25 protein-coding genes are annotated in these 26,078 nt (G+C 54.9%); 12 read left to right on the plus strand and 13 right to left on the minus strand.

Annotated features, from left to right (window positions below; translation table 11 throughout):
- The first annotated feature begins 76 nt into the window (after positions 1-76).
- The 3 genes from C4S72_RS02870 (at position 77) to C4S72_RS02880 (ending at position 4,205) form a co-directional block, all read left to right on the plus strand.
- On the plus strand, positions 77-1,594 hold the full coding sequence (locus C4S72_RS02870; RefSeq protein WP_104001554.1) for an aldehyde dehydrogenase family protein: 1,518 nt from the start codon (positions 77-79) through the stop codon (positions 1,592-1,594).
- Positions 1,595-1,832: 238 nt separating this feature from the next.
- Complete coding sequence (locus C4S72_RS02875; protein ID WP_104001555.1) at positions 1,833-2,942, plus strand: substrate-binding domain-containing protein; 1,110 nt, start codon at positions 1,833-1,835, stop codon at positions 2,940-2,942.
- Between the two features lie 252 nt (positions 2,943-3,194).
- Positions 3,195-4,205, plus strand: coding sequence for an LLM class flavin-dependent oxidoreductase (locus tag C4S72_RS02880; RefSeq protein WP_104001556.1), 1,011 nt, complete (start codon positions 3,195-3,197; stop codon positions 4,203-4,205).
- A 130-nt stretch (positions 4,206-4,335) separates the two neighbouring features.
- On the opposite strand, the gene C4S72_RS02885 is transcribed toward C4S72_RS02880, so the two are convergent.
- The 3 genes from C4S72_RS02885 to C4S72_RS02895 form a co-directional block, all read right to left on the minus strand.
- Positions 4,336-4,818: a DoxX family protein gene (locus C4S72_RS02885; RefSeq protein WP_104001557.1), complete on the minus strand. Its 483-nt coding sequence runs from the start codon at positions 4,816-4,818 to the stop codon at positions 4,336-4,338.
- 299 nt (positions 4,819-5,117) lie between these two features.
- On the minus strand, positions 5,118-5,810 hold the full coding sequence (locus C4S72_RS02890; protein ID WP_104001558.1) for an EthD domain-containing protein: 693 nt from the start codon (positions 5,808-5,810) through the stop codon (positions 5,118-5,120).
- Between the two features lie 61 nt (positions 5,811-5,871).
- Entirely contained in the window at positions 5,872-7,029 is a 1,158-nt protein-coding gene (locus tag C4S72_RS02895) for an NADH:flavin oxidoreductase/NADH oxidase (RefSeq protein WP_104001559.1), read from the minus strand.
- A gap of 546 nt (positions 7,030-7,575) precedes the next feature.
- Between C4S72_RS02895 and C4S72_RS02900 the strand changes: the two genes are divergently transcribed.
- Positions 7,576-8,037, plus strand: coding sequence for a MarR family winged helix-turn-helix transcriptional regulator (locus tag C4S72_RS02900; RefSeq protein WP_104001560.1), 462 nt, complete (start codon positions 7,576-7,578; stop codon positions 8,035-8,037).
- Positions 8,038-8,163: 126 nt separating this feature from the next.
- Here C4S72_RS02900 and C4S72_RS02905 read toward each other — a convergent pair whose 3' ends face one another.
- The gene (locus C4S72_RS02905; RefSeq protein WP_104001561.1) at positions 8,164-8,934 is read right to left on the minus strand and encodes a sulfite exporter TauE/SafE family protein; all 771 of its coding nucleotides are present in this window, start codon (positions 8,932-8,934) and stop codon (positions 8,164-8,166) included.
- 528 nt (positions 8,935-9,462) lie between these two features.
- On the opposite strand from C4S72_RS02905, the gene C4S72_RS02910 reads away from it, so the two are divergent.
- The 8 genes from C4S72_RS02910 (at position 9,463) to maiA (ending at position 18,319) form a co-directional block, all read left to right on the plus strand.
- Complete coding sequence (locus C4S72_RS02910) at positions 9,463-11,169, plus strand: FAD-dependent oxidoreductase (protein WP_200826723.1); 1,707 nt, start codon at positions 9,463-9,465, stop codon at positions 11,167-11,169.
- Positions 11,170-11,362: 193 nt separating this feature from the next.
- Positions 11,363-12,403, plus strand: coding sequence for a TRAP transporter substrate-binding protein (locus C4S72_RS02915; protein ID WP_200826650.1), 1,041 nt, complete (start codon positions 11,363-11,365; stop codon positions 12,401-12,403).
- A gap of 50 nt (positions 12,404-12,453) precedes the next feature.
- The gene (locus C4S72_RS02920) at positions 12,454-13,032 is read left to right on the plus strand and encodes a TRAP transporter small permease subunit (protein WP_104001562.1); all 579 of its coding nucleotides are present in this window, start codon (positions 12,454-12,456) and stop codon (positions 13,030-13,032) included.
- Positions 13,022-14,365: a TRAP transporter large permease gene (locus C4S72_RS02925; protein WP_104001563.1), complete on the plus strand. Its 1,344-nt coding sequence runs from the start codon at positions 13,022-13,024 to the stop codon at positions 14,363-14,365. Before C4S72_RS02920 ends, C4S72_RS02925 begins: the two co-directional genes overlap by 11 nt.
- 100 nt (positions 14,366-14,465) lie before the next feature.
- A complete protein-coding gene (locus tag C4S72_RS02930) occupies positions 14,466-15,428 on the plus strand; it encodes an MBL fold metallo-hydrolase (protein WP_104001564.1) in 963 nt (320 codons plus the stop codon).
- Between the two features lie 200 nt (positions 15,429-15,628).
- The gene (locus tag C4S72_RS02935; RefSeq protein WP_104001565.1) at positions 15,629-16,168 is read left to right on the plus strand and encodes a VOC family protein; all 540 of its coding nucleotides are present in this window, start codon (positions 15,629-15,631) and stop codon (positions 16,166-16,168) included.
- 72 nt (positions 16,169-16,240) lie between these two features.
- On the plus strand, positions 16,241-17,554 hold the full coding sequence (fahA, locus tag C4S72_RS02940; RefSeq protein ID WP_104001566.1) for a fumarylacetoacetase: 1,314 nt from the start codon (positions 16,241-16,243) through the stop codon (positions 17,552-17,554).
- Positions 17,555-17,659: 105 nt separating this feature from the next.
- On the plus strand, positions 17,660-18,319 hold the full coding sequence (gene maiA, locus C4S72_RS02945; protein WP_104001567.1) for a maleylacetoacetate isomerase: 660 nt from the start codon (positions 17,660-17,662) through the stop codon (positions 18,317-18,319).
- A 314-nt stretch (positions 18,320-18,633) separates the two neighbouring features.
- Here the strand turns inward: maiA and madM are convergent, their stop codons facing one another.
- From madM to mdcA, 9 genes are all read right to left on the minus strand, one after another.
- Complete coding sequence (gene madM / locus C4S72_RS02950; protein ID WP_104001568.1) at positions 18,634-19,398, minus strand: malonate transporter subunit MadM; 765 nt, start codon at positions 19,396-19,398, stop codon at positions 18,634-18,636.
- Positions 19,399-19,407: 9 nt separating this feature from the next.
- Complete coding sequence (gene madL, locus C4S72_RS02955) at positions 19,408-19,809, minus strand: malonate transporter subunit MadL (protein ID WP_104001569.1); 402 nt, start codon at positions 19,807-19,809, stop codon at positions 19,408-19,410.
- Between the two features lie 150 nt (positions 19,810-19,959).
- Entirely contained in the window at positions 19,960-20,850 is an 891-nt protein-coding gene (mdcH, locus tag C4S72_RS02960) for a malonate decarboxylase subunit epsilon (protein ID WP_104001570.1), read from the minus strand.
- On the minus strand, positions 20,844-21,500 hold the full coding sequence (locus tag C4S72_RS02965) for a malonate decarboxylase holo-ACP synthase (protein WP_104001571.1): 657 nt from the start codon (positions 21,498-21,500) through the stop codon (positions 20,844-20,846). The genes mdcH and C4S72_RS02965 overlap by 7 nt, the downstream gene beginning before the upstream one ends.
- Positions 21,500-22,321 carry a biotin-independent malonate decarboxylase subunit gamma gene (gene mdcE, locus C4S72_RS02970; RefSeq protein WP_200826651.1) on the minus strand — a complete coding sequence of 274 codons (822 nt, stop codon included), beginning with the start codon at positions 22,319-22,321 and terminating at the stop codon, positions 21,500-21,502. Before mdcE ends, C4S72_RS02965 begins: the two co-directional genes overlap by 1 nt.
- On the minus strand, positions 22,318-23,181 hold the full coding sequence (locus C4S72_RS02975) for a biotin-independent malonate decarboxylase subunit beta (protein WP_104001572.1): 864 nt from the start codon (positions 23,179-23,181) through the stop codon (positions 22,318-22,320). The genes mdcE and C4S72_RS02975 overlap by 4 nt, the downstream gene beginning before the upstream one ends.
- Complete coding sequence (gene mdcC / locus C4S72_RS02980; protein WP_104001573.1) at positions 23,178-23,489, minus strand: malonate decarboxylase acyl carrier protein; 312 nt, start codon at positions 23,487-23,489, stop codon at positions 23,178-23,180. Before mdcC ends, C4S72_RS02975 begins: the two co-directional genes overlap by 4 nt.
- A 14-nt stretch (positions 23,490-23,503) precedes the next feature.
- The gene (locus tag C4S72_RS02985; protein WP_200826652.1) at positions 23,504-24,367 is read right to left on the minus strand and encodes a triphosphoribosyl-dephospho-CoA synthase; all 864 of its coding nucleotides are present in this window, start codon (positions 24,365-24,367) and stop codon (positions 23,504-23,506) included.
- A 3-nt stretch (positions 24,368-24,370) separates the two neighbouring features.
- Positions 24,371-26,032: a malonate decarboxylase subunit alpha gene (mdcA, locus tag C4S72_RS02990; RefSeq protein WP_104001574.1), complete on the minus strand. Its 1,662-nt coding sequence runs from the start codon at positions 26,030-26,032 to the stop codon at positions 24,371-24,373.
- Positions 26,033-26,078: the final 46 nt, after the last annotated feature.

Genomic DNA, 26,078 nt, shown 5'->3' on the forward strand with positions numbered 1-26,078 from the left:
CGGTGGGTCATCAGGCCGGTCTCAATGTTCACAGTACCTGGATACGCCCCTAAAAACTGAATGCGAAGAGTGTGATATGAACCAGATATTTACTTTTGACAATCCGCTGGCTGGTATTTCTGATGTAGCGAAGCAGTTTCTTGCACGTAAACACAGCCTTTTTATCAACGGTAAATGGGAAGCGCCGGTTAACGGCGGCACCCGGAATGTAGAAGATCCGGCAACCGGACAGATTATCTCCACCATGGCAGAGGGTGATGCGGCCGATATCGACATCGCTGTCCGCTCGGCGCGCAAAGCGTTTGAAGACAGCGAGTGGAGCCGGATGTCCACCAACGACCGGGCCAAGATCGTTTGGAGAATCGGTGAACTGATCGATGAGAACGCGCAGGAACTGGCAGAGCTGGAAACGCTGGACGAGGGCTCTCCGTTCGGTATCTGTAAGAACTTCTACGTCAAGTTGGCGGCGGACCATTTCCGCTACTACGCCGGTTGGGCGAATAAACTGACCGGGAGCACAGTGCCAACCAATATGGCGGGCCAGTGGCACAGCTATACGCTTCGCGAGCCTGTTGGCGTGGTCGGCCAGATTATTCCCTGGAACGTGCCTCTGCTGATGGCGGCCTGGAAGGTGTCTCCTGCTCTGGCCGCGGGCTGTACCATCGTTTTGAAGCCAGCGGAAGATACTCCGCTGACGGCGCTGCGCTTTGCCGAGATCTGTCGTGAAGCCGGGTTGCCGGATGGCGTGCTTAACGTTGTTACCGGTGCAGGAGCCGCAGGTCAGGCTCTGGTTGATCATCCGGATGTCGATAAGATTGCATTCACCGGCAGTACCGAGACGGGTAAAGCGATCGTACGAGCGGCGGCCTCAAACCTGAAGCGTGTAAGTCTGGAGCTGGGTGGTAAGAGCCCGGTCATCGTCTTCCCCGATGCGGATCTGGAAAAAGCCATTCCGGGTGTTGCCCAAGCCGTAATGTTCAACAGCGGTCAGGCCTGTACTGCCGGATCACGTCTCTATATCCTTGAGGATATCTATGACGAGGTGGTCGCCGGTGTTGCTGAATATACCTCTTCACTGAAGCTCGGCCACGGCCTTGATCCGAACACCAACATGGGGCCTTTGATTTCGGCGCGTCAGCACGCCCGTGTCAGCAGCCTGCTGCAGTCTGGGATCGATGAAGGCGCGAAGGTGATGCAGGGCGATGTGGAGATGCCGGGTAGCGAAGGTTACTTTATCCGTCCGACCGTGCTGGCCGATGTTAACTCCAGCATGAAGGTTTATCACGAAGAGATCTTCGGCCCTGTTATCTGCGCCATGAAGTTTGACTCCGGTGATATGAAGGGGCTCGTTCAGGAGGCCAATAACTCGTCATACGGTCTGGCTGCCAGTATCTGGACCCGTGACCTGAGTATCGCTCACCAGATGGCCGCCAAGGTGCGTGCAGGCGTCGTTTGGGTAAACAACCACAACCAGACCGATGCGGCATTGCCGTTCGGTGGCTACAAGCAATCTGGCTGGGGTCGCGAGATGGGTCTCGCCGGTCTCGAGCAGTACACCGAAAACAAATCGGTCGGTGTTTACCTGGGCGAGTAAATATCTCCCCAATATAGGCCGTGGTGGTCATCATGTCGTCGGGGTAAACCGCGGCGCTTGATGCCCACTGCGTATTTCCGGTTCCTGCGGCACCAATCCATCCAAATGAGGAATAAAAGACGATCAAGGACCGAGTTCCTGGTGATTGATGCTGCGTCCATGCAGCGCTGAAGCTCTGTTTTGAGCTCCCAAAGGCTGACCTGAATAACGATAAAAAAGACACTTTTGGAGATACAACATGACCCATCCCAAGAAAAAGCTGTTCTTGCGTATAAACCGAAGCCTGGTGGCCGCTGTGCCGATGGTTGCGACGGTGTATGCCGGCACGGTGATGGCCAATCAGACACCGGCAAATATGCAGGACGGGGCCGACATCACAGCGATGTGCGGTACTAAACCGATGAAAGTGGGTCTTTCGGACGGTTATGGTGGTAATACCTGGCGTCGTATAGCACTTGCCGAGCTAGAGGATGAGCTAAGCAAATGCCCTAACGTTGAAAAGATCATGTATACCAACGCCAACGGAAACCAGCAGAAAGCAAAATCTGATATCAATAGCATGGTCGCGCAAGGTGTTGATCTGCTGCTCGTTTTTCCTGACTTCGGGGCGGCTCAGTTGCCGGCCATGCGTTCTGCGACGAAGTACGATGTGACCGTTGTACCCTACTTGGCCAAAATAGGCGGCAAGCCCGGTAAGGATTACAGCGCAAACGTATATGAAGACACCTATCAGATGGCACAAGTCTGGGCTGACTGGTACGGCAAAAACCTTAAAACCGGTAACGTCGTCATGCTTGGTGGCAGTGCTGGGGCCAGCTCCTCACAGAATTTCTTTGATGGCTTCAGAGATGGTTTGGCCAAATATCCGGGTCTCAACCTCATCGAGGACAACTACATCGTTACAAACTGGAATCCCGTTGACGCACAAAAGGCGGTCAGTGGTTTGATTGCGAAATATCCGGATATCGATGGCATCGCCACTGACTTTGGCGTGACCGCCACCTCGGTCGTGAAGGCCTACGAGCAGGCCGGACTGGAGGTGCCGGCATTGGCGACCAATGCAAGTAATAACGAGCTGAACTGCAAATACCTCGATAAAAAGTCAAAGGGAGAGGGGTTCTCCTATTTCTCGCTTGACGGCACAACCTCAACAGTGCGCTTTGCTGCGCGTCGTGCGGTTGCCAATTTTCAGGGAACGGAAAATTCAGAACCTCTAAGCGTGATGCCGTTTGTTTACGCGGATAGTGCTGCTGGCATTGATCCTAAATGCAGCAAAGACGCCCCTCTGGATGCGGACCTGTCATCCAGCCTTCCGCCCGAAAAGCTTAATGAAATCTTCGTGAAATAATTCCAGGCGATCAGATAAGGCGATATTTATAAAATATTGCCTTATCTTCCAAACACTAATTCTCATGCTGGTCAGATCTATTTATGGCCATCTGCAGATGAATATAAAACATCCTGCCCAGTCAGAAAATTTTCTCCTCATTTCACCCTGAAAGTTCTGCTAACGCCTGCAACCGGATTCGTAGTTACGAAGCCAGGAGACGCGCAGTAACGATATGAACTCTTCCTTGCAAAGATTTAACAGGATCTCGATATGACGAAACAGAAGCATATAAAACTCAGCGTTCTCGATCTGGCGCCGATCACTGAAGGAAGCACGCCGGCGGAATCCTTGGCTCGGTCGGTGGAGCTTGCACAGTTGGCTGAAGCTCTGGGATACACCCGATACTGGGTTGCGGAACACCACAATATAGTGGATGTTGCCTGCGCCGCCACAGGTATCGTTATCAGCCATATCGCCGCACATACACAGAAAATCCGGGTTGGTTCCGGTGGCATCATGCTGCCTAATCACGCGCCGTACATGGTGGCAGAACAGTTCGGGACCCTGGCGGCTCTGCACCCGGACAGGATTGACCTGGGAGTGGGGCGTGCACCCGGAAGTGACTATGCCACCGCTCGAGCACTGCGGCGTGAGAGCTCTACTCGTGAAGATGAGTTTCCGAGAATGCTGGATGAGCTGCGCCATTTCCTCGCGCCCAGCACACCGAATCAATCCGTAACCGCAATTCCCGGGGCGGGTTCCGATCTGCAACTCTGGCTGCTGGGTTCAAGCCTGTATGGCGCCAGGTTAGCGGCTTATCTGGGGCTCCCTTTCGTGTTTGCAGCACACTTTGCACCGGCCCATATGCAGGAAGCATTGGATAGCTATCGACAGGCTTTCAGGCCTTCGGAGCAGCTGCGGTCGCCCTATGTGGTTGTGTGTGTCAATGCAGTGGTGGCCGAGACACAGGGAGAGGCGGACAAGCTCGCAACAACCGAGTATCAGAAGTTCCTGGGTTTGATCCGTGGCAACCGCTTCCCTCTGCCTGCTCCTGTGCAATCGATGGATAGGCTTTGGGCCGACCATGAAAAAGCACAGGTTCAGCATATGCTGGGTGAATCGATTCACGCTGATCCCATAACAGCAGAAGAGCGTCTAAGGGATTTGATTGACCGGACAGGCGCAGATGAAGTGATGGTCAATTCCTGGATATATGACCACAAAGCCAGGCTGGACTCATACAGGTTTCTCTATAATGCCATAAGAGAAATTAACAAATGATAGTTGGCTGATTTAAAATTAAAAAAACATTGAACGAGATTAATATCTCGTTCAATGAAAAGGCGGGGCGTATGAAATCAGTTTACGATAAATAATTTAAACGATATTTAACGTATTTGCTAGTTTTTATTTACAAGGAAGCTAATTGATTTTTTATGCCGCTCTTGTGGTTTTCTCTACGATTTAAAAATATGAAAAGTGACAAGGTTAATAGTGCAATATTCAATGGGACCACGCTTGGCTCCCCGATAGTGAGGTGGTAACAGATCGCTACTATTTGCTTCGAGGCGCAGCCCAGTGCGGCAATTGCCAAGAGCCTAGGGAGCTTGTGAAGTACAAGGCCGTAAAGAAAAAATCTATGTAAAACAAAGCTGTTAAGCACGAACGGCAAGAGAATTCCCAGGCCGCCAGCGATATCAACAATGCCCAGCGAACGTGTAAACCATACCGGATGACTGCCTGCCCAGGGGAGTACCCGGGCCATTTCGGCAACGGGCATTAGCAGTTCAATAATACCTATAGCAAGAAAGATAGAGGAAACAAGGCCGACTGCTAGCCACAGAGACGTTTTGTATATATTGCGTTGAATATGCTTCTTCCAATAAGCTGACATTATTATCTCCTGATAAACTAAGATTTTCGTTTTAATATCCATTTAATGATTATGGATATTAAATTTCTATTACCAGGAGCGCTCTACTCGGAACGCCAACTTTATTTGCTTGTGCTGGCCAGCCCTGAGGATGGAAATTAAATACGTTACCTTTAAATAAGTTGCTTTGAAGCACGCTGCGTGACTCAGCCGAATAGCTGGTATGTAATACCTGATAGCCGCGTTACAGGAGCTAAAAAGGGGACGGCTGTTTACTAGCCGTACCCCCGTCCGTTGCCATGAACTTGTTCATGGCTTCCTTAAATAATGTTGTCTGTTTCGACAAAGAACGGCGTGATTTCGTCAAGAAATTCCAGTGCGTGTTGCTGAGTGCGCGTCACGATATCACTGGCATAGAGCTTTGCCGCTTCTTCTTTATTCCGGAACCAGAACTCGACAATCCCATCGAACGGCACATCGTCATAATCTGCGCTGTCGGTGCGGGAGTTGTAATAGCGGTCAATGACAAGATTCTGTGTATAGCCCAGTACATTGGGCCACTGGGATACCCACTCAGCGTGTTTGACGAGCCATTCATGGCGGAATTCTTCGGGGGAGATTCCCGGCAGCCGCTTCAGCAGCGTCATACGCTTGATGTAGGGCTGGTCGCCGAGGTTAAGTGGAACGACCGTATGCTTTTCACAAATCGCTAATCGAAGATCATCCAGAAACGCATTTTCATCGGATACGGCATTTGCAAAAGCGCTGGAGTCGATCGCGCTTTTCATCGCTTCCAGACTGTCGAACTGTAGCTCCGAGAAGCCATCTAGATCCCAGCCACCGCGTGTATGATCAATGCCGAAATGCTCTTTATCGGTTACTCGATGCTGGTCGTACTGTTTTAACCCGGGGAATTGAGCCGCCAGAGGTCCATGCGATTTTTTCCAGTGTTCGTTGAACGTGGTTGAGGTCATACCGGCTTTGCGTTTTAGTAGCCCAAAGCGACTTATCATTTTTATTCTCCTGTTTGGATAGTCAGTGGGGGATTTGTCTGCGACAGCCAGGCAGCAGACTTCAGTTGGCTTTGTCGCCAACAAAACGGCGCAACAGCGGCTGACGTTTATCAAGCCAGGCGCCATGACGTTCGGGCCAGGCATCAAACTCGTCTGTATCGCTCAGTGTTCGATAGGCTTCGGCTGGCCAGTAGGGGTTACGCAATGCGGCTCGTCCCACGGCAACTAGATCCGCCTGGCCCGTGGAAATGATTTCATTGGCGTGTTCTGCGCTGACGATCAGTCCAACGGCTTGAGTCGCAATAGCTGCCTGCTCTCGTATTTCTGCTGCGAAGGGCACCTGAAACCCGATGCCGCGGGGGACGTTACTGCGCTTTACCTCTTCAGCTAGCCCCCCGGACGAGCAGTCGATCACATCGATACCGATCGCTTTTAATTCTCGCGCGAGGATGACCGAGTCGTTAAGGTCCCAGCCTCCCTCGACGCCATCAATGCAGGAGAGGCGCACAAAGAGTGGTTTGTCAGAAGGCCAGGCCGCCCTTGTGGCCTGTGCAATTTCAAGCGCGTAGCGCATGCGGTTTTCAAGCGTTCCACCGTATTCATCCTGACGGTGGTTGGCATGAGGCGATAGAAAACTGGCGATGAGATAGCCGTGTCCATAGTGCAACTCGATTGCATCCATACCCGCAGCGTCTGCGCGTAACGCGGCGTCAACAAACTGTTGGCGAATCTCTGACATCTCATCAACGCTAAGCGTGTCGGGGGTGCTCCACTCACTGCTCGCCGCAATGGCGCTGGGGCCGACCCGGCGCCACTTGATGTCGTATTGATTGATCTCTTCAGGGGACAGGGCGTGGCCACCCTCCCACAAAGGTGCGGAAAACGCTTTGCGTCCAGCATGCGCCAGTTGCACCCCCATTAGGGCACCATTGTTATGGGCGAAGTCGGCTAACTTGCGCAGTCCCTCAATATGGTCATCACTCCAGATACCGAGATCCGCGATACCTACTCTGGAGTCGGAAGCGATAGCTGTGCTTTCGGTCCAGACCAGCGCGGCGCCGCCGAGAATGAATTTGCCATAGTGAACCAGGTGCCAGTCCTGAACCTGTCCGTCTATTGCGGCATGCTGGCACATCGGCGAGATAACCATGCGATTTTTAAGTGTCAGACCGCGCATAGAGAAGGGTTGAAGTAATGTACTTGCTGGCTGGTCGCTCATGAATGGATTCCTGCAGTTTTCTTCACGGGGCATCTTATAGGTTTGTTTTTTGCCGTCGCTTCTTGGCGCCGCCCCGAGAGCGTGATGCACCTCGATGCTTGAAGCGTATATGATAATAGCGAATAGATTAAATAATATATAACACGTATTTCAAGCCTAATCGTGAAAGAAGGCACTCTTCAGTTAGGCGACACGCGGTCGAACTATCCAAGGACTTTCGTTTAAAATATTGTTTTTCATGGATAAATCAGTTGGTTCGGTGGTGGCTGTCCGCTGTACTGCATGGCCAGAGATTTCTAACCTGGCGCAAAGCAGCTCTTGCAGGAATTGCTCGAAATACCGGCTTTTGAAGTAACAGGGATTGCGCCAGTTGAGATCGCCGGCGCCCAGAAAGGCTTGTGTTAGTATCGCGCTTGGCAGCAACATCAGTGATCGGACAAGCCTCAAAGCCAGGGCTGTGGCAACCTTGTCAGCAGGTTGTCCTTGGGCCGTATCAATCAAAAGCTTTTTGATTAAGGGGCGGGAAAAGTCCTGCCGTACTATGGAATGAATGATCCGAACATTATCAATAAACTCGAGCTTCTGGATTTTTTCCCTTACCGCTTGTCTATTCTCGAGCAGAGAGTCAGTCAGTCAGTAGCCAAGCCCTATAAGGACCTGTACAGCCTGTCGAGAAACGACTGGCGTGCGATGGCAACGCTGGCACTGTTGCAACCGATAACAGCAACCGATATAGCCAGCTTTACGAAGCTGGAAAAAATGCAGGTCAGCCGTGCTGTTCAGCGTTTGAGGGCTGCAGAGTTGCTGGTTGCCATGCCCGATCCAGAGGATAAACGTGCCATTTATTACCGGCTGTCGGCCAAGGGGACAGAGGTTTACAACGATATTGTGCCGAAGGTGATGGATAAGGAGCGTGACATACTCTCCTGTCTGACGCCTGCTGAACAGTCGACGCTCAAGAACCTGCTCGACAAGGTTGATGTGCATCTCGCGGATCAGGATCGCTGAAGTTGCGAAACGGGCAGGTATCTTTCCCCGTTTCCTGAGGCATCAAGCGGCTTTTCATATGCTACTCCCAGTCGGCGGAGCTTTATCGCACCGCTTTGGCGCAAAGGCCTGTGTGCTTATCCAATGCTATACCGCCTGAACGAGGAGCTTGATCGACACCAGTAACAGACCAGCCTGAATCAGCCTGGAAAACCAGACATCGGCGAGGCGTCTAATCAAAAAGGCGCCGAGAAAGGTGCCCGCCAGTGCTGTCGGGATCAGCCAAAGCGCCAGGGTTAGATCTTCAGCGCTATACGGCCTCAGGTTGGCGTAAGGAATCACCTTTGCCAGATTGATAGCTGCAAACACCACGGCGGTAGTGCCAACGAAAGTCAGTTTCTCCAGGCGCTGAGGGATAACGTAGATCTGGTACGGCGGCGATCCGGCATGAGAGATAAAGCTGGTAAATCCCGCCAAACTTCCCCACAACAGTCCTCTGCCCAGCGTAGGTTGCTTCGGTCTTGTCAGGTAAACCTTGCCGAACCAGGTATGACAACAGAAGGCGATCCCCAGTACGCCAATCAGGATAGAAACTACCTTGTCGGAGATTACTGAGGCCGTAGCCCAGCCGACTGCTACGCCCATTAATCCGGCAGGGATCAGAATTTTCAGGTTGGGCGTGGAAAATGAGCGTCGGTAAAGCCATACGCTGACCATATCGGTAAGTATAAAAATGGGCAGGAGAATGGCGGCTCCCTTGATTGGGGATACCGCCAGCGAAATAACGGGAACGGCGAGCATACCGATCGTCGGCACGCCTCCCTTTGCCATCCCGACGCACATGGCCGCCAGGCATGCGATCAGAAAAGAAGTGCTGCCTAAGTTCTGCAAGATCTCACTGCTTGTTGTCAGTTGCATCTCTGATCCTTCATTGTTCGGGTGATCATTTAGCCCTCCGCCTGCAATCGGTCCTGGTCCACAGGGCCGCTCCAATGTTCAAACTGCTCATGCTTCCGGTCACAGCGCTGGGCCAGGTCGTCAATTAAACACCCTCAGAAAATTATCAAAGCCGCGGCCAGGCACGGCGTCGAATCTTTCGAGTGCCCGCTTTAGCGCCTGTTTCAGTGGGCTCGGGATCACCAGCCATCCTGGCGTCAGGGCCGGGTCGTCTTTGTCTGGACCCGGCAATTCGAGCCGATGAAACCCGCCGAATCTTCAACCTCGCATCTGCAGCCGAGGGAAATTATTGCTTGCAAAGTTCGTTAATGGCAAATACATTCGCAAATAACAAACGACATGCATATGGTTAATGCGTTTCCTAAACGCTGTTATCTCTACCCAATCAGGGCATCAGCTTGCGAGCGACTTGAGGGGCGTTGATAGGGATAAAAGTCGAAAGAAGTGTGCAACAACTCAGCACACTTTCTTGATTCCAGGAGTAGTCAGGTGAAAACAATAAAATACGAATGTGATGTGTTGGTCGTGGGTTCTGGCGCCGGTGGTCTCTCAGCCGCCGTATCGGCAGCCCATAAAGGATTGAAGGTTCTCGTGGTCGAAAAGGAACCGGTGTTTGGCGGCACTACCGCCAGATCCGGTGGCTGGATGTGGATTCCCGGAAATGCACCGGGTCAGCGAGACGGAGTAAACGATTCTGCTGATGCCGCCAGGACCTATCTGAAGCATGAAACGGGTGCTTTTTTCGACGAATCGCGGATCAATGCCTTTTTGGACGCCGGTCCAAAAGCCGTCGACTTTTTCGAGAAAAACACCAGTCTGCAGTTTGATCTTGGCCCGACTTTTTCCGACTACCATCCATTGGTCGAGGGTGGGATGCCGGGTGGGCGTTCCATTGTGGCTAAACCCTTTGATGGCCGTGATCTCGGTAAGGAAATTAAACGCCTGCGTCCGCCGCTGAGGGAAATCACTGTTCTGGGGATGATGATCGGATCAGGCAAGGAGTTGCTGCACTTCTTTAATGCGACAAGATCCGTTATATCCGCCAGCTATGTTGGATTTCTGTTCGCCAAGTTTATGCGCGACGTAACCTTCCATGGTCGCGCCATGCGACTGATGAACGGTAATGCGTTGATCGGAAGGCTGGCAAAGTCCTGCTTTGAAAAAAATGTACCTATCTGGACGCGTTCTCCCGTCGCGAAGCTGATTCGGACAGAGAGTGGCGAGATCCAGGGCGCACTTGTGGATACGACAAAGGGGCGTGTTGAGGTCGTTGCTCGCAGAGGTGTTGTCCTGGCCTGTGGTGGCTTCCCGCAAGACGCAGTACGCAGGAAAAAGCTCTTCAGGCATGCGCCGACTGGCCATGAGCACGCCTCTCCTGCGCCTATGGGCAACACCGGTGATGGTCTGCGTTTGGGCGAGTCGGTCGGTGCCACTGTCAATGAAGATCTGCCTCATCCCGCAGCGTGGGTGCCGATCTCCCGCCCGGTTTGGTCTGACGGAACAACCGGAACATTCCCGCACTTTGTGGATCGCTCAAAGCCAGGAATCATCGCGGTCACCCGTTCGGGTCGTCGCTTTGTCAACGAGTCGAACTCTTACCACGACTTCTGTCAGGCGATGTACGACCGCTGTACGGAAGAGGAGGGCGAAATCTGTGCTTACTTTATCGCCGACCATAAAACCTTCCGCCGTTACGGCCTCGGATTCGCCAAGCCGGCGCCCATGCCTTATCGCAGCCAGTTGAAAACAGGCTACCTGATGCGCGGGAAAACACTGCGTGAACTGGCCGAGCAGATCGGTGCAGATCCGACTCAGCTTGAAGCAACCGTCGCTGAATTTAATAAGCATGCGGTTAACGGTGAAGATCCTGAATTCGGCAAGGGTACCACCGCTTATAACCGTTCCCTGGGTGATCCCGATCACAAGCCGAACCCCTGTGTGGCACCGATACGTAAAGGGCCTTACTACGCAGTCAAGCTGGTCATCGGTGATTTGGGTACGTTTGCCGGTTTGCGCTGCAACGAAAATTCGCAGGTTCTTGATGGTGAAGGTAGCCCAATAAAAGGCCTATACGCAGCAGGGAATGATGCCGCAAGCATTATGGGCGGTAATTACCCCGGCGGCGGAATCACCCTGGGGCCGGCGCTCACCTTTGGCTATATCGCTGCTAACCATATGGCAGGAGTTACACCCTAGTCAGCTGATTCGAGCACTGAGGATTAACTTAACCTCAGTGCTCGATATTAAATCAAATTTATAGATCATCGTTTGTATCTGAATGAATTTTTGGATGTGTGGTTTGAGATTTTAATCAGTTTTAACAGATCTCATGTTTTTAAATGGATCTGTCGTTTCAGAGTTACTGATAAAAATTAAAAAAGGTAAGAAAATGAATAAGAATTCTATGCTGGGTGCCGTTTTTGCTGGAGCAATTGCAGTATCGACTGCAACGGCTGCGAGTGCTCAAAGCTACGATTTACAGAGTACTTTTGGTTTGCATGTCCCCTCGATCGGCAAGAGCCCCGTCCACTGGGCCGAGCGCGTCTCAGAATCGACCGGCGGAAACATCGAGATCAATGTTCACGGAGCGGGTGATTTCGTGCCGCCTTTTGAGGTGTTCGAAGCCGTTAGTATTGGCGCTATTCCTATGGGGTTCGACTGGATGGGGTACTGGTCTGAAAAGATACCTGTCGCTAACCTAATTGGATCTATGCCTTTTGGCCCGACACCGGATATCGCGCTTGCCTGGATGTTCCAGGGCGGTGGTCTGGAGATTATCCAGAAGGCCTATGATCCCTATAACGTTAAAGTGCTCCCGTGTCATCTCGTAGTACCTGAAGCGGGTGGCTGGTTTAATAAAGAGATAAATACTGTTGATGACTTTAAAGGTCTCAACATGCGTATTGCTGGTTTAGGTGGTAAGGCGCTCGCTAAGCTTGGAGCGAATACGCAACTTGTCCCGGCCGGTGAAGTTTATGTTTCACTGGAAACAGGTCGTATCGATGCCACGGAGTTTTCGGCCCCTCAGCTGGATGTGGGTTTCGGCTTTCAAAAAATCGTAAAAAATTATTACTTCCCTGGATGGCATCAGCCCTCTAGCTGGGACACTGTCATCATTAACATGGATGTCTGGAACGGATTTTCAAAGGCTGAGCAGCAGGCAATGGAAAGCTCCTGCAAAGCCAACATCATGGATAACCTGGCAGACCAGATCCAGTCTCAGGCCGCAGCGCTCGATACTATTCGTGCTGCCGGTGTCACCGTCCGCAGATTCCCCGACGATGTCCTCAAAGCGATTAAACAGGCTTCGGTAGAGGTCCTTGAAGACGAGTCCAGGAAAGACCCAATTTTCGCTGAAGCTTATCAGTCGCTCACTGACTACATGGAATCTGTCGGCTACTGGGAAACGTTACAAAGAATGCCCAACTAACCGTTGGAAACGATGGGGAAAGGCGTTCTTCCAGTATTCGGGTGATTATCATGCTGTCAGTTACAAGAAAGATTCGAGATCTCTGTTCGCTTCCGGCCTATATATCCGGTTGGCTCATATTTCCCCTGATAATTATTATCTGTGTTGGGGTTTTAGGTGCGAAGTTTGGCATTAACCAGTTGTTTGATTGGGATAATGAAATTTTTCTGCTGGGTGATGCCCTGACTCTAAATAGTCTTTTGGATTTTCAGTGGTGTATATTTGCGCTGGTAGTGCTTTTTGGTGGTGTTTGTTCCTATATCGATAATCAGCATGTAAAAGTTGATTTGTTTTCAAATGGATTTTCACTAAAAAAGAAAGCAGTTGTTGGCTTGCTGGGCGATCTGTTTTTTCTTACACCGTTTCTATTGATTATTGTCTTCTACGGATCGAAGTTCGCCTATACCTCGTTTTTAAGCGGCGAAGGGTCTACCTATGGCGGTTTGCAGGATCGATGGGTGATAAAAGCCTGTCTTCCTCTATCCGCATCGATTTTTATGATCGCTGTTTTAACCCGAGTGATCGATCGCTTCTTTGAACTGTTTGCAAAGCCTAATGGATCAGTAGGCGGGGTATCCAATGACGATTGAATATATGTTGCCGCTGCTGATGTTGGCTGCATTGATTCTGGGGATTTTTTCAGGCTATCCAGTTGCATTCGTATTGGCAGGTGTTGGGATCATCTTCTCATTTCTGGGCGATGTTCCAATATTGTTTCTGTCCCTGACCATATCCCGCATTTACTCGGGAATACTGACTAACTGGCTGCTGATCGCTATCCCGCTGTTTGTTTTCATGGGGTTGATGCTGGAACGGTCAGGTGTCGCTGAGCGCCTCTTGCGTTCACTCTCCTCGCTCTTTCGTGGCTTTCCCGGCGGGTATGGTTTTGCCGTCGCCATCATTGGTGTTGTGATGGCTGCATCGACCGGCATTATCGGCGCTTCAGTGGTCTTGATGGGGATGATGGCGCTGCCGACCATGCTCGCGAACAACTATAACAAGGGCTTGTCTTCGGGTCTGATCGCTGCCAGCGGCACCCTTGGTATCCTCATACCGCCCAGCATTATGCTGATTGTTCTTGGGGATCAGTTGCGCGTCTCTGTCGGCGATCTGTTTATGGCAGCAATGGGGCCAGGTATTTTGCTGGGAGCGCTGTACCTGCTGGTAATCCTGCTAGTGGCGATCTTTCAGCCGGAAAAAATGCCTTCCGAGCACTCTGTCAGTCATGAACCTGTATTGAGTCGCATTAAAACCCTGGTATTTGATTTGGCTGCGCCGATGGCGCTCATCGGGACGGTACTGGGAACAATTGTCGCGGGTGTAGCCACGCCTACGGAATCCGCAGCAATCGGTGCTCTTGGCGCGACGTTATTTGCGCTTTTCGGTAAAAGGCTGAGTAGAAAAATTCTGTCAGAAACCTTCATGCAAACCACGAAAACGACCGCAATGATTGTTTTCGTGATGATGGGAGCCACTGTGTTTAGCGTTGTATTTCGCAAGCTCGGTGGTGATGCAATGATCGCCGATGCCTTTCATCTTGATGGTGCCGGACCCTATTACGTGCTTGGCATGATTATGCTGCTGGTATTTATTCTCGGCTTTTTCATGGAATGGGTCGAGATTGTGCTTGTTGTCGTGCCGATTGTAGCTCCCATTATTGCCAAACTAAATTTTGGCATTCCGCCAGAGCAAACACTTATCTGGTTTGCGATAGCGCTCTCAGTAAACTTGCAGAGCTCATTTTTGACGCCTCCTTTTGGCTACGCACTTTTCTATCTGAAGGGTGTTTCTCCGCCAGAAGTGAAAATGACCGATATCTATAAAGGCGTGATCCCGTTCGTACTCATCCAATTAATGGTATTGCTTGGTGTTTTGGTTTTCCCTCAGTTAGCTCTTTGGCTACCAAATTATCTAAGCAGTTAAAAACGTATACAAGATTTAAAAAGTACAGGCACCTATAAGTGAAATTATAGGTTGGTGTATCGACCCTACTGGTAATAACTAAAAAACAGGTGAATTAATCATGGCTAAAAAACCTTTTGCATCATCAGCAGATCTGGGCGAAAAGAAAGAGACCCTCGAGGTACTGGCTGAGGGTGTGTACGCCCTGACCGCTGAAGGCGACCCCAATGTCGGCGCGATCGAAGCGGAAGACTTCATCATCGCTTTCGAGGCCCGCGCGACACCTAAGGCCGGCAGTGACTGGCTGGAGATGCTGCGCGAGCATACCGACAAGCCTGTCAAATATCTGGTGCTTTCCCATTACCACGCGGTACGCGTTCTGGGTGCTGCAGCATTCAATGCGGAAAGTATTATTGCCCACGAAAAGACCAAGTTCCTGGTAGAGGAGCGGGGCATGGAGGATTGGCACAGCGAGTATGGCCGCATGCCCCGCCTGTTCCGTGACCCTGACAGCATCCCTGGTCTGACCCACCCGGATATTGTCTTCAACGACCGTCTTGAGATTCCGCTCGGCGGGGATCGCGGCAGCCTGGTGCTCGAATATTGTGGTCGCGGCCACACGGCCGGTGACATTGTCGCCTGGCTGCCCAAGCAGAAAATCCTTTTCGCGGGCGACCTGGTAGAAGCCGCAGCTGCCTTGTACACCGGTGATGCATTCCATTTTGATTGGTCCACCAACACCTTGGATAAAGTGAAGAGCCTGGGAGCGGAGGTTCTCGTCGGCGGACGCGGCGCGGTGGTACACGGCCGTGAAAATGTTGACGCGGCTATCGAGCAGACCCGCGGATTCCTGAACGGTATGAAAGAGAAAGTCGGTGAGGTTTATAACCGCGGCGGCACAGTGAAAGAGGCGTTCGAAGCGACGCACGCGCATTTGGCTCCGCAATATGGCATGTGGCCGATCTTCGAACACTGCCTGCCGTTTGATGTTCAGCGTATCTGGGACGAGTTCGAGGGTATCGACTGGCCGCGGGTTTGGACAGCCGAACGAGATCAGGAAGTCTGGGATAAGTTGCAGGGCTGATTAGCCTGGAGCAGTTGGCTGGTGCTCCTTCTGGGGGCGCTGGCCAGCTCTCAGGTGTGGCCTTTTTGCAGCGCTATGAATAGAAGCAAAAAGGCCAGGTCAGGACTTGAGTTTAGTAACATGTGTTACTATCATGATCGGTAATGGTAACGTTTGTTACTAAATTATGTCCCGAATAAGAATTAAGACCGGAGTGATTAATGATCAACATCAAGCAGATCCATCATGTGGCTTATCGTTGCAAAGATGCGAAAGAGACCGTCGAGTTCTACCAGAAGATGCTGAACATGGATTTTCTCGTCGCGATTGCAGAAGACAGAGTGCCCTCCACAAAAGCGCCGGACCCGTACATGCATCTTTTCCTGGACGCTGGTCAGGGCAACATCCTGGCGTTTTTTGAACTGCCTAATTCACCTGAAATGGGCCGTGATGAGAATACGCCGGAATGGGTTCAGCACATCGCATTTGAAGTCGAGGACAAGGAAGCGCTGCTGGAAGCTAAAGCTGAGCTGGAAGGCAAAGGGCTGGACGTACTCGGCATCACCAATCACGGCATTATCCACTCCATCTATTTCTTCGACCCGAATGGCCACCGCATCGAGCTGACCTACAAGACCGGTACTCCCGAGCAGATGAAGCAGCTTAAAGAGGTCGCGCCGGCAATGCTGGCAGAGTGGTCTCTCACCAAAAAAGCCCCCACACATGCGGCATGGCTGCACGAAACTGAGTTCACCGACTGATCAACAGGGCAGGGGGGCCTTGAGCAGGTTCCCTGCACCTTTTCATTGAAAATCGAACGGGTAGTTAAAATAATGATTAGCTTGAATGAAACCCATGACATCGGATTAACCAGCTGGGTTAGTTCGGCAAATGAACCCAACAACGACTTCCCCATACAAAATCTGCCGTTCGCCGTATTCAGACGCAAAGGCAGCGGCGAGGCGTTCCGCGGCGGGGTTGCCATCGGTGACCAGGTAATCGATCTCAAGGCCCTTAATGCCACGGGCCTGTTCTCTGGGCTGGTTGCCGAAGCGTTGCAGGCCTGCAGTAGCGATAGCCTGAACCGGTTCATGTCGATGGGCGCAGAGGCCTGGTCGGCACTGCGTCTGCAGCTGTCGCGCGCATTGCGTGAAGGTTCTGAAGAGGAAGCGAGCTTGGCGTCCTGCCTGGTGCCCCAGGCTGAGGTTGAATACAGCCTTCCCTGTCATATCGGAGACTACACCGACTTTTATACATCGGTGTACCACGCTACCAGTGTGGGCTCCCTGTTCCGGCCCGATAACCCTTTGCTTCCGAACTATAAATGGGTGCCTATCGGTTACCATGGCCGCTCCTCGTCGATACAGGTTTCCGGACATGAGTTCCGCCGTCCTCAGGGCCAGACGAAAGCCCCTGACGCTGCAGAACCAAGTTTTGGTCCCTGCCGCCGACTCGATTATGAACTGGAAGTGGGCATCTATATCGGGGCCGGTAATGATTTGGGCGAACCGATCGGTCTGGATAAAGCAGATCAGCACGTTTTCGGGCTATGTCTTTTCAATGACTGGTCAGCGCGTGATATCCAGGCCTGGGAATATCAGCCGCTGGGGCCATTCCTGTCCAAGAGCTTTGCGTCTACCGTTTCTCCCTGGATCGTAACCATGGAAGCACTGGCTCCCTACCAGACGGAGTGGACTCGTGATGCCGCAGATCCTCAGCCATTACCCTATCTGGATTCCGAGACCAACCGCGCGTCCGGGGGAATGGATATGGCCCTGGAAGTGTACCTGGAAACAGATGCGATGCGCTCTGCCAACCTGCCTGCCCACAAACTGTGTGAAACTAACTTTCGTCATTCTTACTGGAGCATCGGGCAGATGGTTGCCCATCACACGGTAAACGGATGCAACCTGCAGCCAGGAGACTTCTTCGGTAGTGGCACCCAGTCCGGACCTTCCCAGGAAGAGGCAGGGTCGCTGTTAGAGCTGAGTCGTGGCGGGAAAGAACCGATTTCACTGCCCAACGGAGAAGTGCGCACCTTTCTGGAAGACGGCGATAGCGTGATTATGAAAGGGTTTTGCCAGCGTCCAGGCGCCGCGCGCATTGGCTTTGGTGAAGCGACCGCTAAGGTGCTACCCGCAAAATAAAGCGACGTTGAGCGTCGGTTTAAGGGTAACGCTTTAGTGAGGCAGTTGAGGCCCAGTTCAACAGGGCCTCTCATTTCGCTTGTAGAGATGCCGGGAACAATAAAGATGACCGCAGAATTAGACTTGTACACCTATTGGCGATCCTCCGCTGCCTATCGTGTACGCATAGCATTAAACCTGAAGAAGATCCCCTATAACGCAAAAACCGTCAGCCTTATTGCCGACGGTGGCGAGCAAAAACTGCCTGAATATGCGCGTATCAATCCGCAGAAGCTGGTGCCGTCACTGGTGCAGGGTGAACAGATCCTGACGCAGTCAATGGCCATTCTCGAGTACCTGGACGAGGTTTATCCGCATGTGCCGCTGCTGCCGGAAACTGCCCTGGAGAGGGCACGAGTGCGTTCGCTGGCACAGGTGATCGCCTGCGATATACATCCGGTCAATAACCTGCGCGTGCTTCAATATCTTGGTAAAGAGCTGAACGTCGACAAGGCGGCACGCGACACCTGGTATCGACACTGGATTACCGAAGGGTTCACGGCCCTTGAGACTCTTCTCAATGGCGCTGAAGAGACCGGTAAGTATTGCCACAGCGATACGCCTACGATTGCGGACATCGCGCTGATACCGCAGATCTATAATGCACGCCGTTTCGATGTTGACCTGACAGCTTTCCCGACACTGCTGCGTATCGAGGCCGCGTGTAATAGGCTGGAGGCTTTTATTGAAGCCGCCCCTGAACAACAGCCGGATGCGGTTCAATAAACCTGGATCTTGGCGGTCAGCGATGCGGTATCTGGCCTCCCCAAGGCGGGCTGTTCCGTCGCTGCTGACTGGATTCACCTTTGCTGGTTTTCTCGTCTGACTTTGCGTAGCTGAAACCGACCCAGCATGCAGGCAGCGGCGGCAGGTTGCTCTGGGAATCTGTGCCTGTCTTGCGCAACTTAGCTCAGTTATCCAGAAGCTAAAAAGCCCCCACCCGATAACGGGCAGGGGAGGTGCCATGGAAAGTGTTTAGCTAAGTGTCTGTGATCTGCTTGTCGCTCGGTATCTGTTGCCTAGTATTAGGTTCCGGGCAGTTAGCCGGCGATAGCACGCATCATGATAAACAGGATTGACGGGCCCAGCAGGCAGCCCAGCGCGGTGTAGAACGCGGCGGTGAGGCAGCCATAAGGGACAAGCTTAGGATCGGTGGCGGCAAGGCCCGCGGCAACGCCGCTGGAGGTACCCATCAGACCGCCGAAGATAACCGCGGTACGCGGGGAGTTCAGGCCGATCATCGGTGCCACGAACGGTGTGGCGATCATGACCAGGATCGATTTCACCAGGCCGGCAGCGATGGAAAGCGCCATCACTTCAGAGCTTGCACCCAGGGCCGCGCCGGTGACGGGGCCTACGATATAGGTCACGGTGCCGGCACCGATGGTGGTGAGGCTCACCGCATCGGTGTAACCGAATGCCATGGCCACGGCCACGCCGGCAAAGAAGGAGGAGAAGATCCCCATCACCAGGGCGATCACACCGGTCATACCGGCTCGTTTCAGCTCGTCGATATTTACTCCGAAGCCGGTGGCGACGATGGCGAAGTCACGCAGCATGGAGCCGCCCAACAGACCGATCCCTGACAGCAGTGGAATATCGACCACACCTTTCTCGCCGCCGGTAAAGGCGCCGCCGAAGTAGGCCATGGTCAGGCCGAGCAGGATCGCAATCGCCGAGCCATGGATACGGCCCTTGGTGAAGCGTCCGGAGATCCAGTAGGAGAACCACATGGTGACGCCGATAACGGCGAAGCCAGCGACCAGATTATATTTGTCGGTAGTGTGGAGTAGTGATTCGTACATGCTGTCACCTTAAGCGCTGGTTGCCGGAGAGGCGTTTTTCTCGTTTTCTTCAGCCTTGTCCGCACCGATGCGAGCCAGCATCGGAACCAGTGCAAAGCCACATGCGACAGCTGCGATACCTGCGGTAATCGCCATCGGACCGCCGGTCAGAGCGCCCATGACGTTCTGCTTGGCCGCCATGGCAACAACGACGGGAATATAGATGGCGCTCCAGAACTCAACGCCCTGTTCGGTCTTCATGTCGATAAGACCGCGTTTGCTGAGGTAACTGCCTGCGAGAATCAGCAGGATCATAGCGATACCGACGCCGCCCACGTTGGCGGGTACGCCGATCAGTGTGCCGAGAATTTTGCCTGCGGTGATGCCTGTCAGTGTGCACACCGACAGCAGTGTGACTCCGTAGATGATCATAATGTGTACTCCAGATTATTTATTTGTATTTTTACTGGGTTAAGCGCGTGTACGGTCCCCTGATTTTTGAGGGGTTAAAGGTTTTAAGTTCAATAGGTTAGTGTTGCCCCTTCGCTCTAGTGTGTTGTAATTCGGGTTAAATGAATAGCCTTAGTTGATCTCCGATTGCAGCGCTTTGCAGATGCCGCCCGGCAGTACCCGCCGGAACAGTCCGGTGAGGGAATTACCGGGTGGCATCTCGATTACCCGCTCCAGCCCCCGCTCTGCCAGCATCTGGCAGCTATCCTGCCAGTGGGTCTGCAGCGCCATGTTTTGCGCCAGGTCCCGACATATATCCTCTACCGAGCGCAGGACACGGGCACGTGTCGCGCTGACATAGCGGCAGCTGGAACTGCTGAGCTGAACCTCTGCAAAGGCAGCCTCCAGTTCTTGCGCCTGCTCACTGAGTAGCTCGCAGTGAGAGGGCACGGGGACATCCAGCATCTGGCCCGCGCAGGGCACGCTGGCTTTCAGTTGCTCGACCGATTCGAGCAGCGCAGCGCGCTCGCCGGCCAGGACAAACTGCTGCTCCGCATTCAGGTTGGCGAGAAACACCTCCCGACCCTGTTCGCGCTGTTTGTTGATGACCTTCTCGATGGCGGAGCGTGATGCGCCGGTCAGTGCCAGCATGCCGTAGCCGCTGGGGTACGCCTGCTGCATCAGCTGTCCTCGCAGTGCTACCAGGCGCAGTGCATCGCTGAAGTTAAGTATTCCGGCGACGACAGCGGCGGGATAGGCGCCGATCGACAGGCCAAGAACAAAATCAGGTTTACAGGACTGCTGCTTCAGGTGTTCGCCCCAGGTCACGCCGCTGATCAGCAGCGACAACTGCACGTTACGGGTATCTTTTAGCGCCTCGGCGGTATCCAGGGTATGAATGGCCTGGCCAAGTACGGATTCCGCCTCGTGTACGCGAGCCGCAGCCGCTTCAGTTTTTGGCAGCTGTGTCAGCATGCCGCTGCGCTGGGCACCTTGGCCGGGGAAGGTGAAAGCGGTCAGCATGGCTTTACTCCTTCATCGCTTGAGACGCGAACATCTGCCCAGGGAGTCGCGGTAAGGCGCGGGCCAGTATTGGTTTTCTGCAGCACTTGCGCTGAAGAACCGGCCCATTCCGCCAATGCGATAGCGCCCCAAGGTGTCTCCAGCTGGATATCCACACGGCAATGGGTTGTTCCGATCATCTGTATCAGCGTTGCAGCCTGTTCCCGGCTGATCGGGTTTGGCGCATCGATCACCAGATCAAGATCGCTTTCGGGGTGCAGCTGAGCTTCACCGGTGGCGAACTCGTAGCCAAGGCTGCCGGTAACGCCCCAGCGCAGTAGATGGCCGTTCAGCAGTGTTGCCAACCGGCAGAGCGTCATCAGCACCGGATGGCTGTCGCGCTCGGCGTGATTGAGCCAGGGTTTCGTGTCGGCCAGGCTATAGGGATTCACCTGTTTATCGATGCCGTTAATCGGCGCCAGTGCGGCCTGGCGCTCGGCCTTGGTTTTGCCCCTGATGCCAACCGGAATCCAGCCATAATCGGCATTCGCCCTGCGCACAACCACCGGACCGCTACCGCTGACCACCCAGTCGGGCAGTTCGGTACCGGGAAGAGGCGCGCGCAGATGCCCGCGCTCTATCCAGATGAGGTCGTGCGCACGGCAGTTCATCAGGCCTCCCACTGAGCGCGCAGCTGCTCACGGACGAGGCGCGATGCACCTCGGTTGGTGCCGTTTAAACGACGTTCCAGTCCGGTGTCGCCGGGCTGAATATCGTTAAGAGCCTCGGCAAGTACCGTGCGTACCTTGTCGAGATCGCTGGCGCTGGGGGACTCGGCCGACTCCACTTCGAGCAGTGATTCCAGCAACCCGAGGGATGCGTAACTCTCCAGGTCATAGGCCATGGGCGGGATATCCGCGGCCAGTTTATCCAGCTCCTCTTCGGTGCGCAGGGTTACCCGCGCGGCGGCGGCCTTGCCCATGGCATGGACCTGAACGCCGCTGTCGGCGAGGGCAAAGATGCGGTTCGCCTGGTAGCCGTGGGCGAGGAAAGCGCCGGACATCGCCTTGCCGACCAGCAGCGCGATGACCGGGTGGCCCGCCTGGCGAGCCCGGGCGTAGGCGCTGACGGCAGCGGCCAGCGCCTGATGAATCCCCAGCGCTTCTTCGCGGCGGCCATAGGCCTGGCTGGGAACATCGACAATCGCAATCAGGGCGCGTTTGTGCGGGTTATCCGCATCTGTCTTGATCGCCTCATCGATGGCGGCGGCGAGTCCGTAACCCTCAAGCAGGCCGACCTCACCACGGGTTGCGCGTGGGAAGTGGTTTTCGACGTCGGGCTTAACCAGCAGCACACGACAGGCGCGTCCGGCCAGTTCGCCATCGGCGATCCGCAGGGACGGCACCGCGGCGTTAACAGAGTCCATGCTGGCGGTCAGCCCGTCGAACCACTGGCTGCCGCGTTGACTGATCGGTTTCATCTGGGCGTTCATGCGGTTTTCCCCTCTGTCAGTGCCTGACGGGCGCGTTGTGCGTCGATCTGCTCGCGGGTATCAAACTGCTGCAGGCGGGTTAAAGGTGCACTGATATCGTCGCTGCGGTGCAGGGCAGGAACACCCTGGCCGAGGCAGTCGCGTACGCTGGTGGATAGGGCGCTGACATCGTCATCGACAAAGGCATCGACCAGGCCGCTGGCAAAACGCTGGGTGCCGCCGGTCAGGCCCCAGATAAGGCCGCGGTCACGGGAGTCATACTCCTCGACGCCGGCTTCCTGCTCTATAACCTGGGGGCCGTTAAGACCCAGACGACCTTCGCGGGTGATGATCAGGTAGCTGCACAAACCAGCGGTAATCGACATGCCGCCGAAGCAGCCCACCGGGCCTGTGACCACGGCGATCACCGGCTGGTACTGGCGCAGTTCAACGATGGCTGACTGGATCTCGGCGATGGCGGCGAGCCCCAGGTTGGCTTCCTGCAGGCGCACACCGCCGGTTTCCAGCATCAGTACCGCTGCGGTGGGGTTGCCCTTGCGGTTCTCTTCTATGGCCAGTTCCAGCAGGCCGGCGATTTTCGCACCGCCCACCTCGCCAAGGCTGCCGCCCTGAAATCCGCCCTCAATAGCGGCAACGACCACCGCTTTGTTATCCAGCTTGCCGCGGGCGATAACCACGCCATCGTCAAACTGCGGCACGATCCCCTGTTTTTCCAGCCAGGGAGAGGTCAGGCGATCAAAAGGTGTGAGCAGCTCTCGCATGCTGCCGTTATCGAGCAACGACTCGATCCGCTTGCGTGCGCTCAGGTCGATAAAGCCGCCCTCGTAGTTTCCATGAAAGTTGGCGTTAAGTTCACTCATGCTTGAGCCTCCATCGCAGATGCCAGTTCGATCGCCTGTTCGATACGCAGTCGGATGACGCCGGGCGTGGCAGCAAAATCGTGAATGTCCATGCGCATGGCGGGCAGGGCGATGCGCGCCTCGATCTGCTCGATCACCTGACGCCAGCGGATCTCGCTGCCCGGTGTTGAGGTCTGGATATGGATCTCGGCCTGAGAGCCCTGAAGCGGCTCAACCATGACCTCGAGATCGCCGGAGCCCACATAGCCCACCAGCGCTGGCTGGATCCGGGCCGCCTGGGCGGGGCGGGTAAATTGCAGGGTTTCCATCGTTGTTCTCCTTCTTATTGGATGGCGTCGGCAAAGAGACGGTCTACCAGCAGCGTGGCGGCCAGCAGATCGGCGGCCCCGCCTGCGGAGGCGTTGAGGTGCAGCAAACGCGCTTCCAGCTGTGCCAGGGCGCGACGGCCGGCAAAGCTGCCGCAACCACCTGCTTCCAGCACCGCGGCGGCTCCCTGTTGCATCGCGTCCAGCCCGGCCAGACCCGCCCGTGACAGCACGCAGGTGTCGGTGAGCGCGGTCATGATCGACAGCAGGGCATTAAGCCGCGCCACCGATTCGACGTCGCCGTTGCTGCGGCTCTGGCGCAGGGTCGGCAGGCTCAGCTGGCGCAGGTGCGGGAAGCCCTGCTGCGCCTGTTCGCGGGCGCCTGGAAGGCGAAACTCACGAGCCACCCTCTCGCCGTTACTGGGTGCTTTGGCCCTGGGGGCCGCAGGATCATCCAGCCGTGCCAGCTGAGCGGTGCGATCAAACAGATCGGCTTCGCAGTCGCTGGCCGTGGCTGCGGCGGTAACCAGCAGTCCCAGGGCCCAGATAGCGCCGCGGTGGGTGTTGATACCGCCGGTCACGCTGAGCATCTCCGCTTCCGCTTCGCGACCGAGCTGGCCGATGCTCTGGCGCAGTTCGAAATCGCACTCCAGCGTCAGTGCGGCTTTCGCCATCCGGGTGAACCAGGGCTCCAGGCAGCGGGCGGAGCTGAGCATCAGCGCCAGGTTCATATCGCTGTGGGCACCGTCGCCACGGCTATCCACCAGTGCGGGTTTGGGGCTTAGTCGTGCTTCCTGCTCCAGTGCCCAGGTCGCCATCTCGCCGAGATAGGCAGCCTGAGATTCGAGAGCGTCGCTATAGCGCTTCTCTGTCAGCATCATGGCTTACCAGCTCCTGAATTTGGCGGGCGGCTCGTAGAGTCCGCCGGACCAGCGTTCCAGTTCACCGATGCTGCGGGCGGCCAGCAGGTCGCGGCTGGCATCGCTGCGGCGGATACCCAGATCTTCCGGGTAGGCCACCAGCCCTTCAGCACGCAGTTGCGCAGTTACGGCCGGATCGCGTTTCAGGCCGATCGGCGTGACACCGGCGACGGCGGCGATCATGGCGCGACGCTGCTCCAGTGATTGGGCCTTGTAGAGATAGGCGATCCCTTCTTCGGTGAGCACGTGGGTAACATCGCTGGCGTAGATCATCACCGGAGCCAGCGGCATCTGGTAATCGCGGGCCATGGCCAGGGCGTCAAGTTCTTCAACCAGGGTCGGTTTGGCGCTGTCCTGGAAGGTTTCCACCATCTGCACCACCAGCTTGCGGCCCTTGCTGAGCAGGTGGTCGTCCGGCTTCATATCGAGCCAGGCCGGTGATGAGTGGCGACGGCCACCGCAGTCATGGCCCATATTCGGTGCGCCACCAAAACCGGCCAGGCGGCCGCGGGTAACGGTGGAGGAGTTGCCATCGCCATCCACCTGCAGGGTGGAGCCGATAAACATATCGACCGCGTACTGGCCGGCCAGCTGGCAGAAGGCGCGGTTGGAGCGCAGTGAGCCGTCCTTACCGGTAAAGAACACATCCGGGCGCGCCGCCACGTAGTTCTCCATCCCCAGCTCGGTGCCGAAGCAGTGCACGCTCTCAACCCAGCCGCTCTCGATGGCGGGGATCAGTGTGGGATGCGGGTTCAGCGCCCAGTGGCGGCAGATCTTGCCTTTAAGGCCAAGCGATTCGCCGTAGGTGGGCAGCAGCAGCTCGATGGCAGCGGTATTAAAGCCGATACCGTGGTTAAGCGACTGCACCTGGTGACGTTCATAGATGCCGCGGATCGCCATCATCCCCATCAGCACATGCACGTCGGTGATCAGGCGCGGATCGCGGGTAAACAGTGGCTCGATAAAGAACGGCTGGTCAGCCTCGACGATGTAATCCACCCAGGAAGCGGGGATATCGACGCGGGGCAGGTCGGAGACGTCATCGACAATCTCATTGACCTGGAACACCACGATACCGTCACGGAACGCGGCGGCCTCCGCCAGCGCCGGGGTGTCTTCTGTGCTGGGGCCGGTGTAGATGTTGCCTTCTCGGTCCGCCTTGAAACCTGCCAGCAGGGCAACACGGGGATTAAGGTCAACGAACAGGCGGGCGTAGAGCTCGATATAAGTGTGAATCGCGCCGACCTCGAGCAGACCATCTTCCATCAGCTGACCGATACGCAGGCTCTGCGGGCCGGAGAAAGAGAAGTCCAGTTTGCGGGCGACGCCGTTTTCGAACAGGTCCAGGTGCTCGGGACGGCCGACGCTGGGCATCACCATGTGCAGGTTGTTGATCACATCCGGGTTCAGGGCGCCCAGAGAGCGGGAGAGAAAATCCGCCTGTTTCTGGTTGTTGCCTTCGAGAACCACCTTGTCGCCTGATCTCAGCAGCCGCTCAAGTGCGGCTTGAATGGAATCGGTGGGGATGATGGGACCGTCGGCTATGCCTTCGAGGCTGGCCATGCGGCGCTGCTTGTCCTGGCGGCGGCTCTGCCAGTTGATCGAGGGTTCCGCGGGAGCGTTCATGGGATATCCTCAGCTTGTGTTGTTATTGTTGTTACCCACCATAAAA

The sequence above is a fragment of the Marinobacterium lutimaris genome (genome assembly GCF_900108065.1).
In the GTDB taxonomy this organism is placed as follows: domain Bacteria; phylum Pseudomonadota; class Gammaproteobacteria; order Pseudomonadales; family Balneatricaceae; genus Marinobacterium_D; species Marinobacterium_D lutimaris.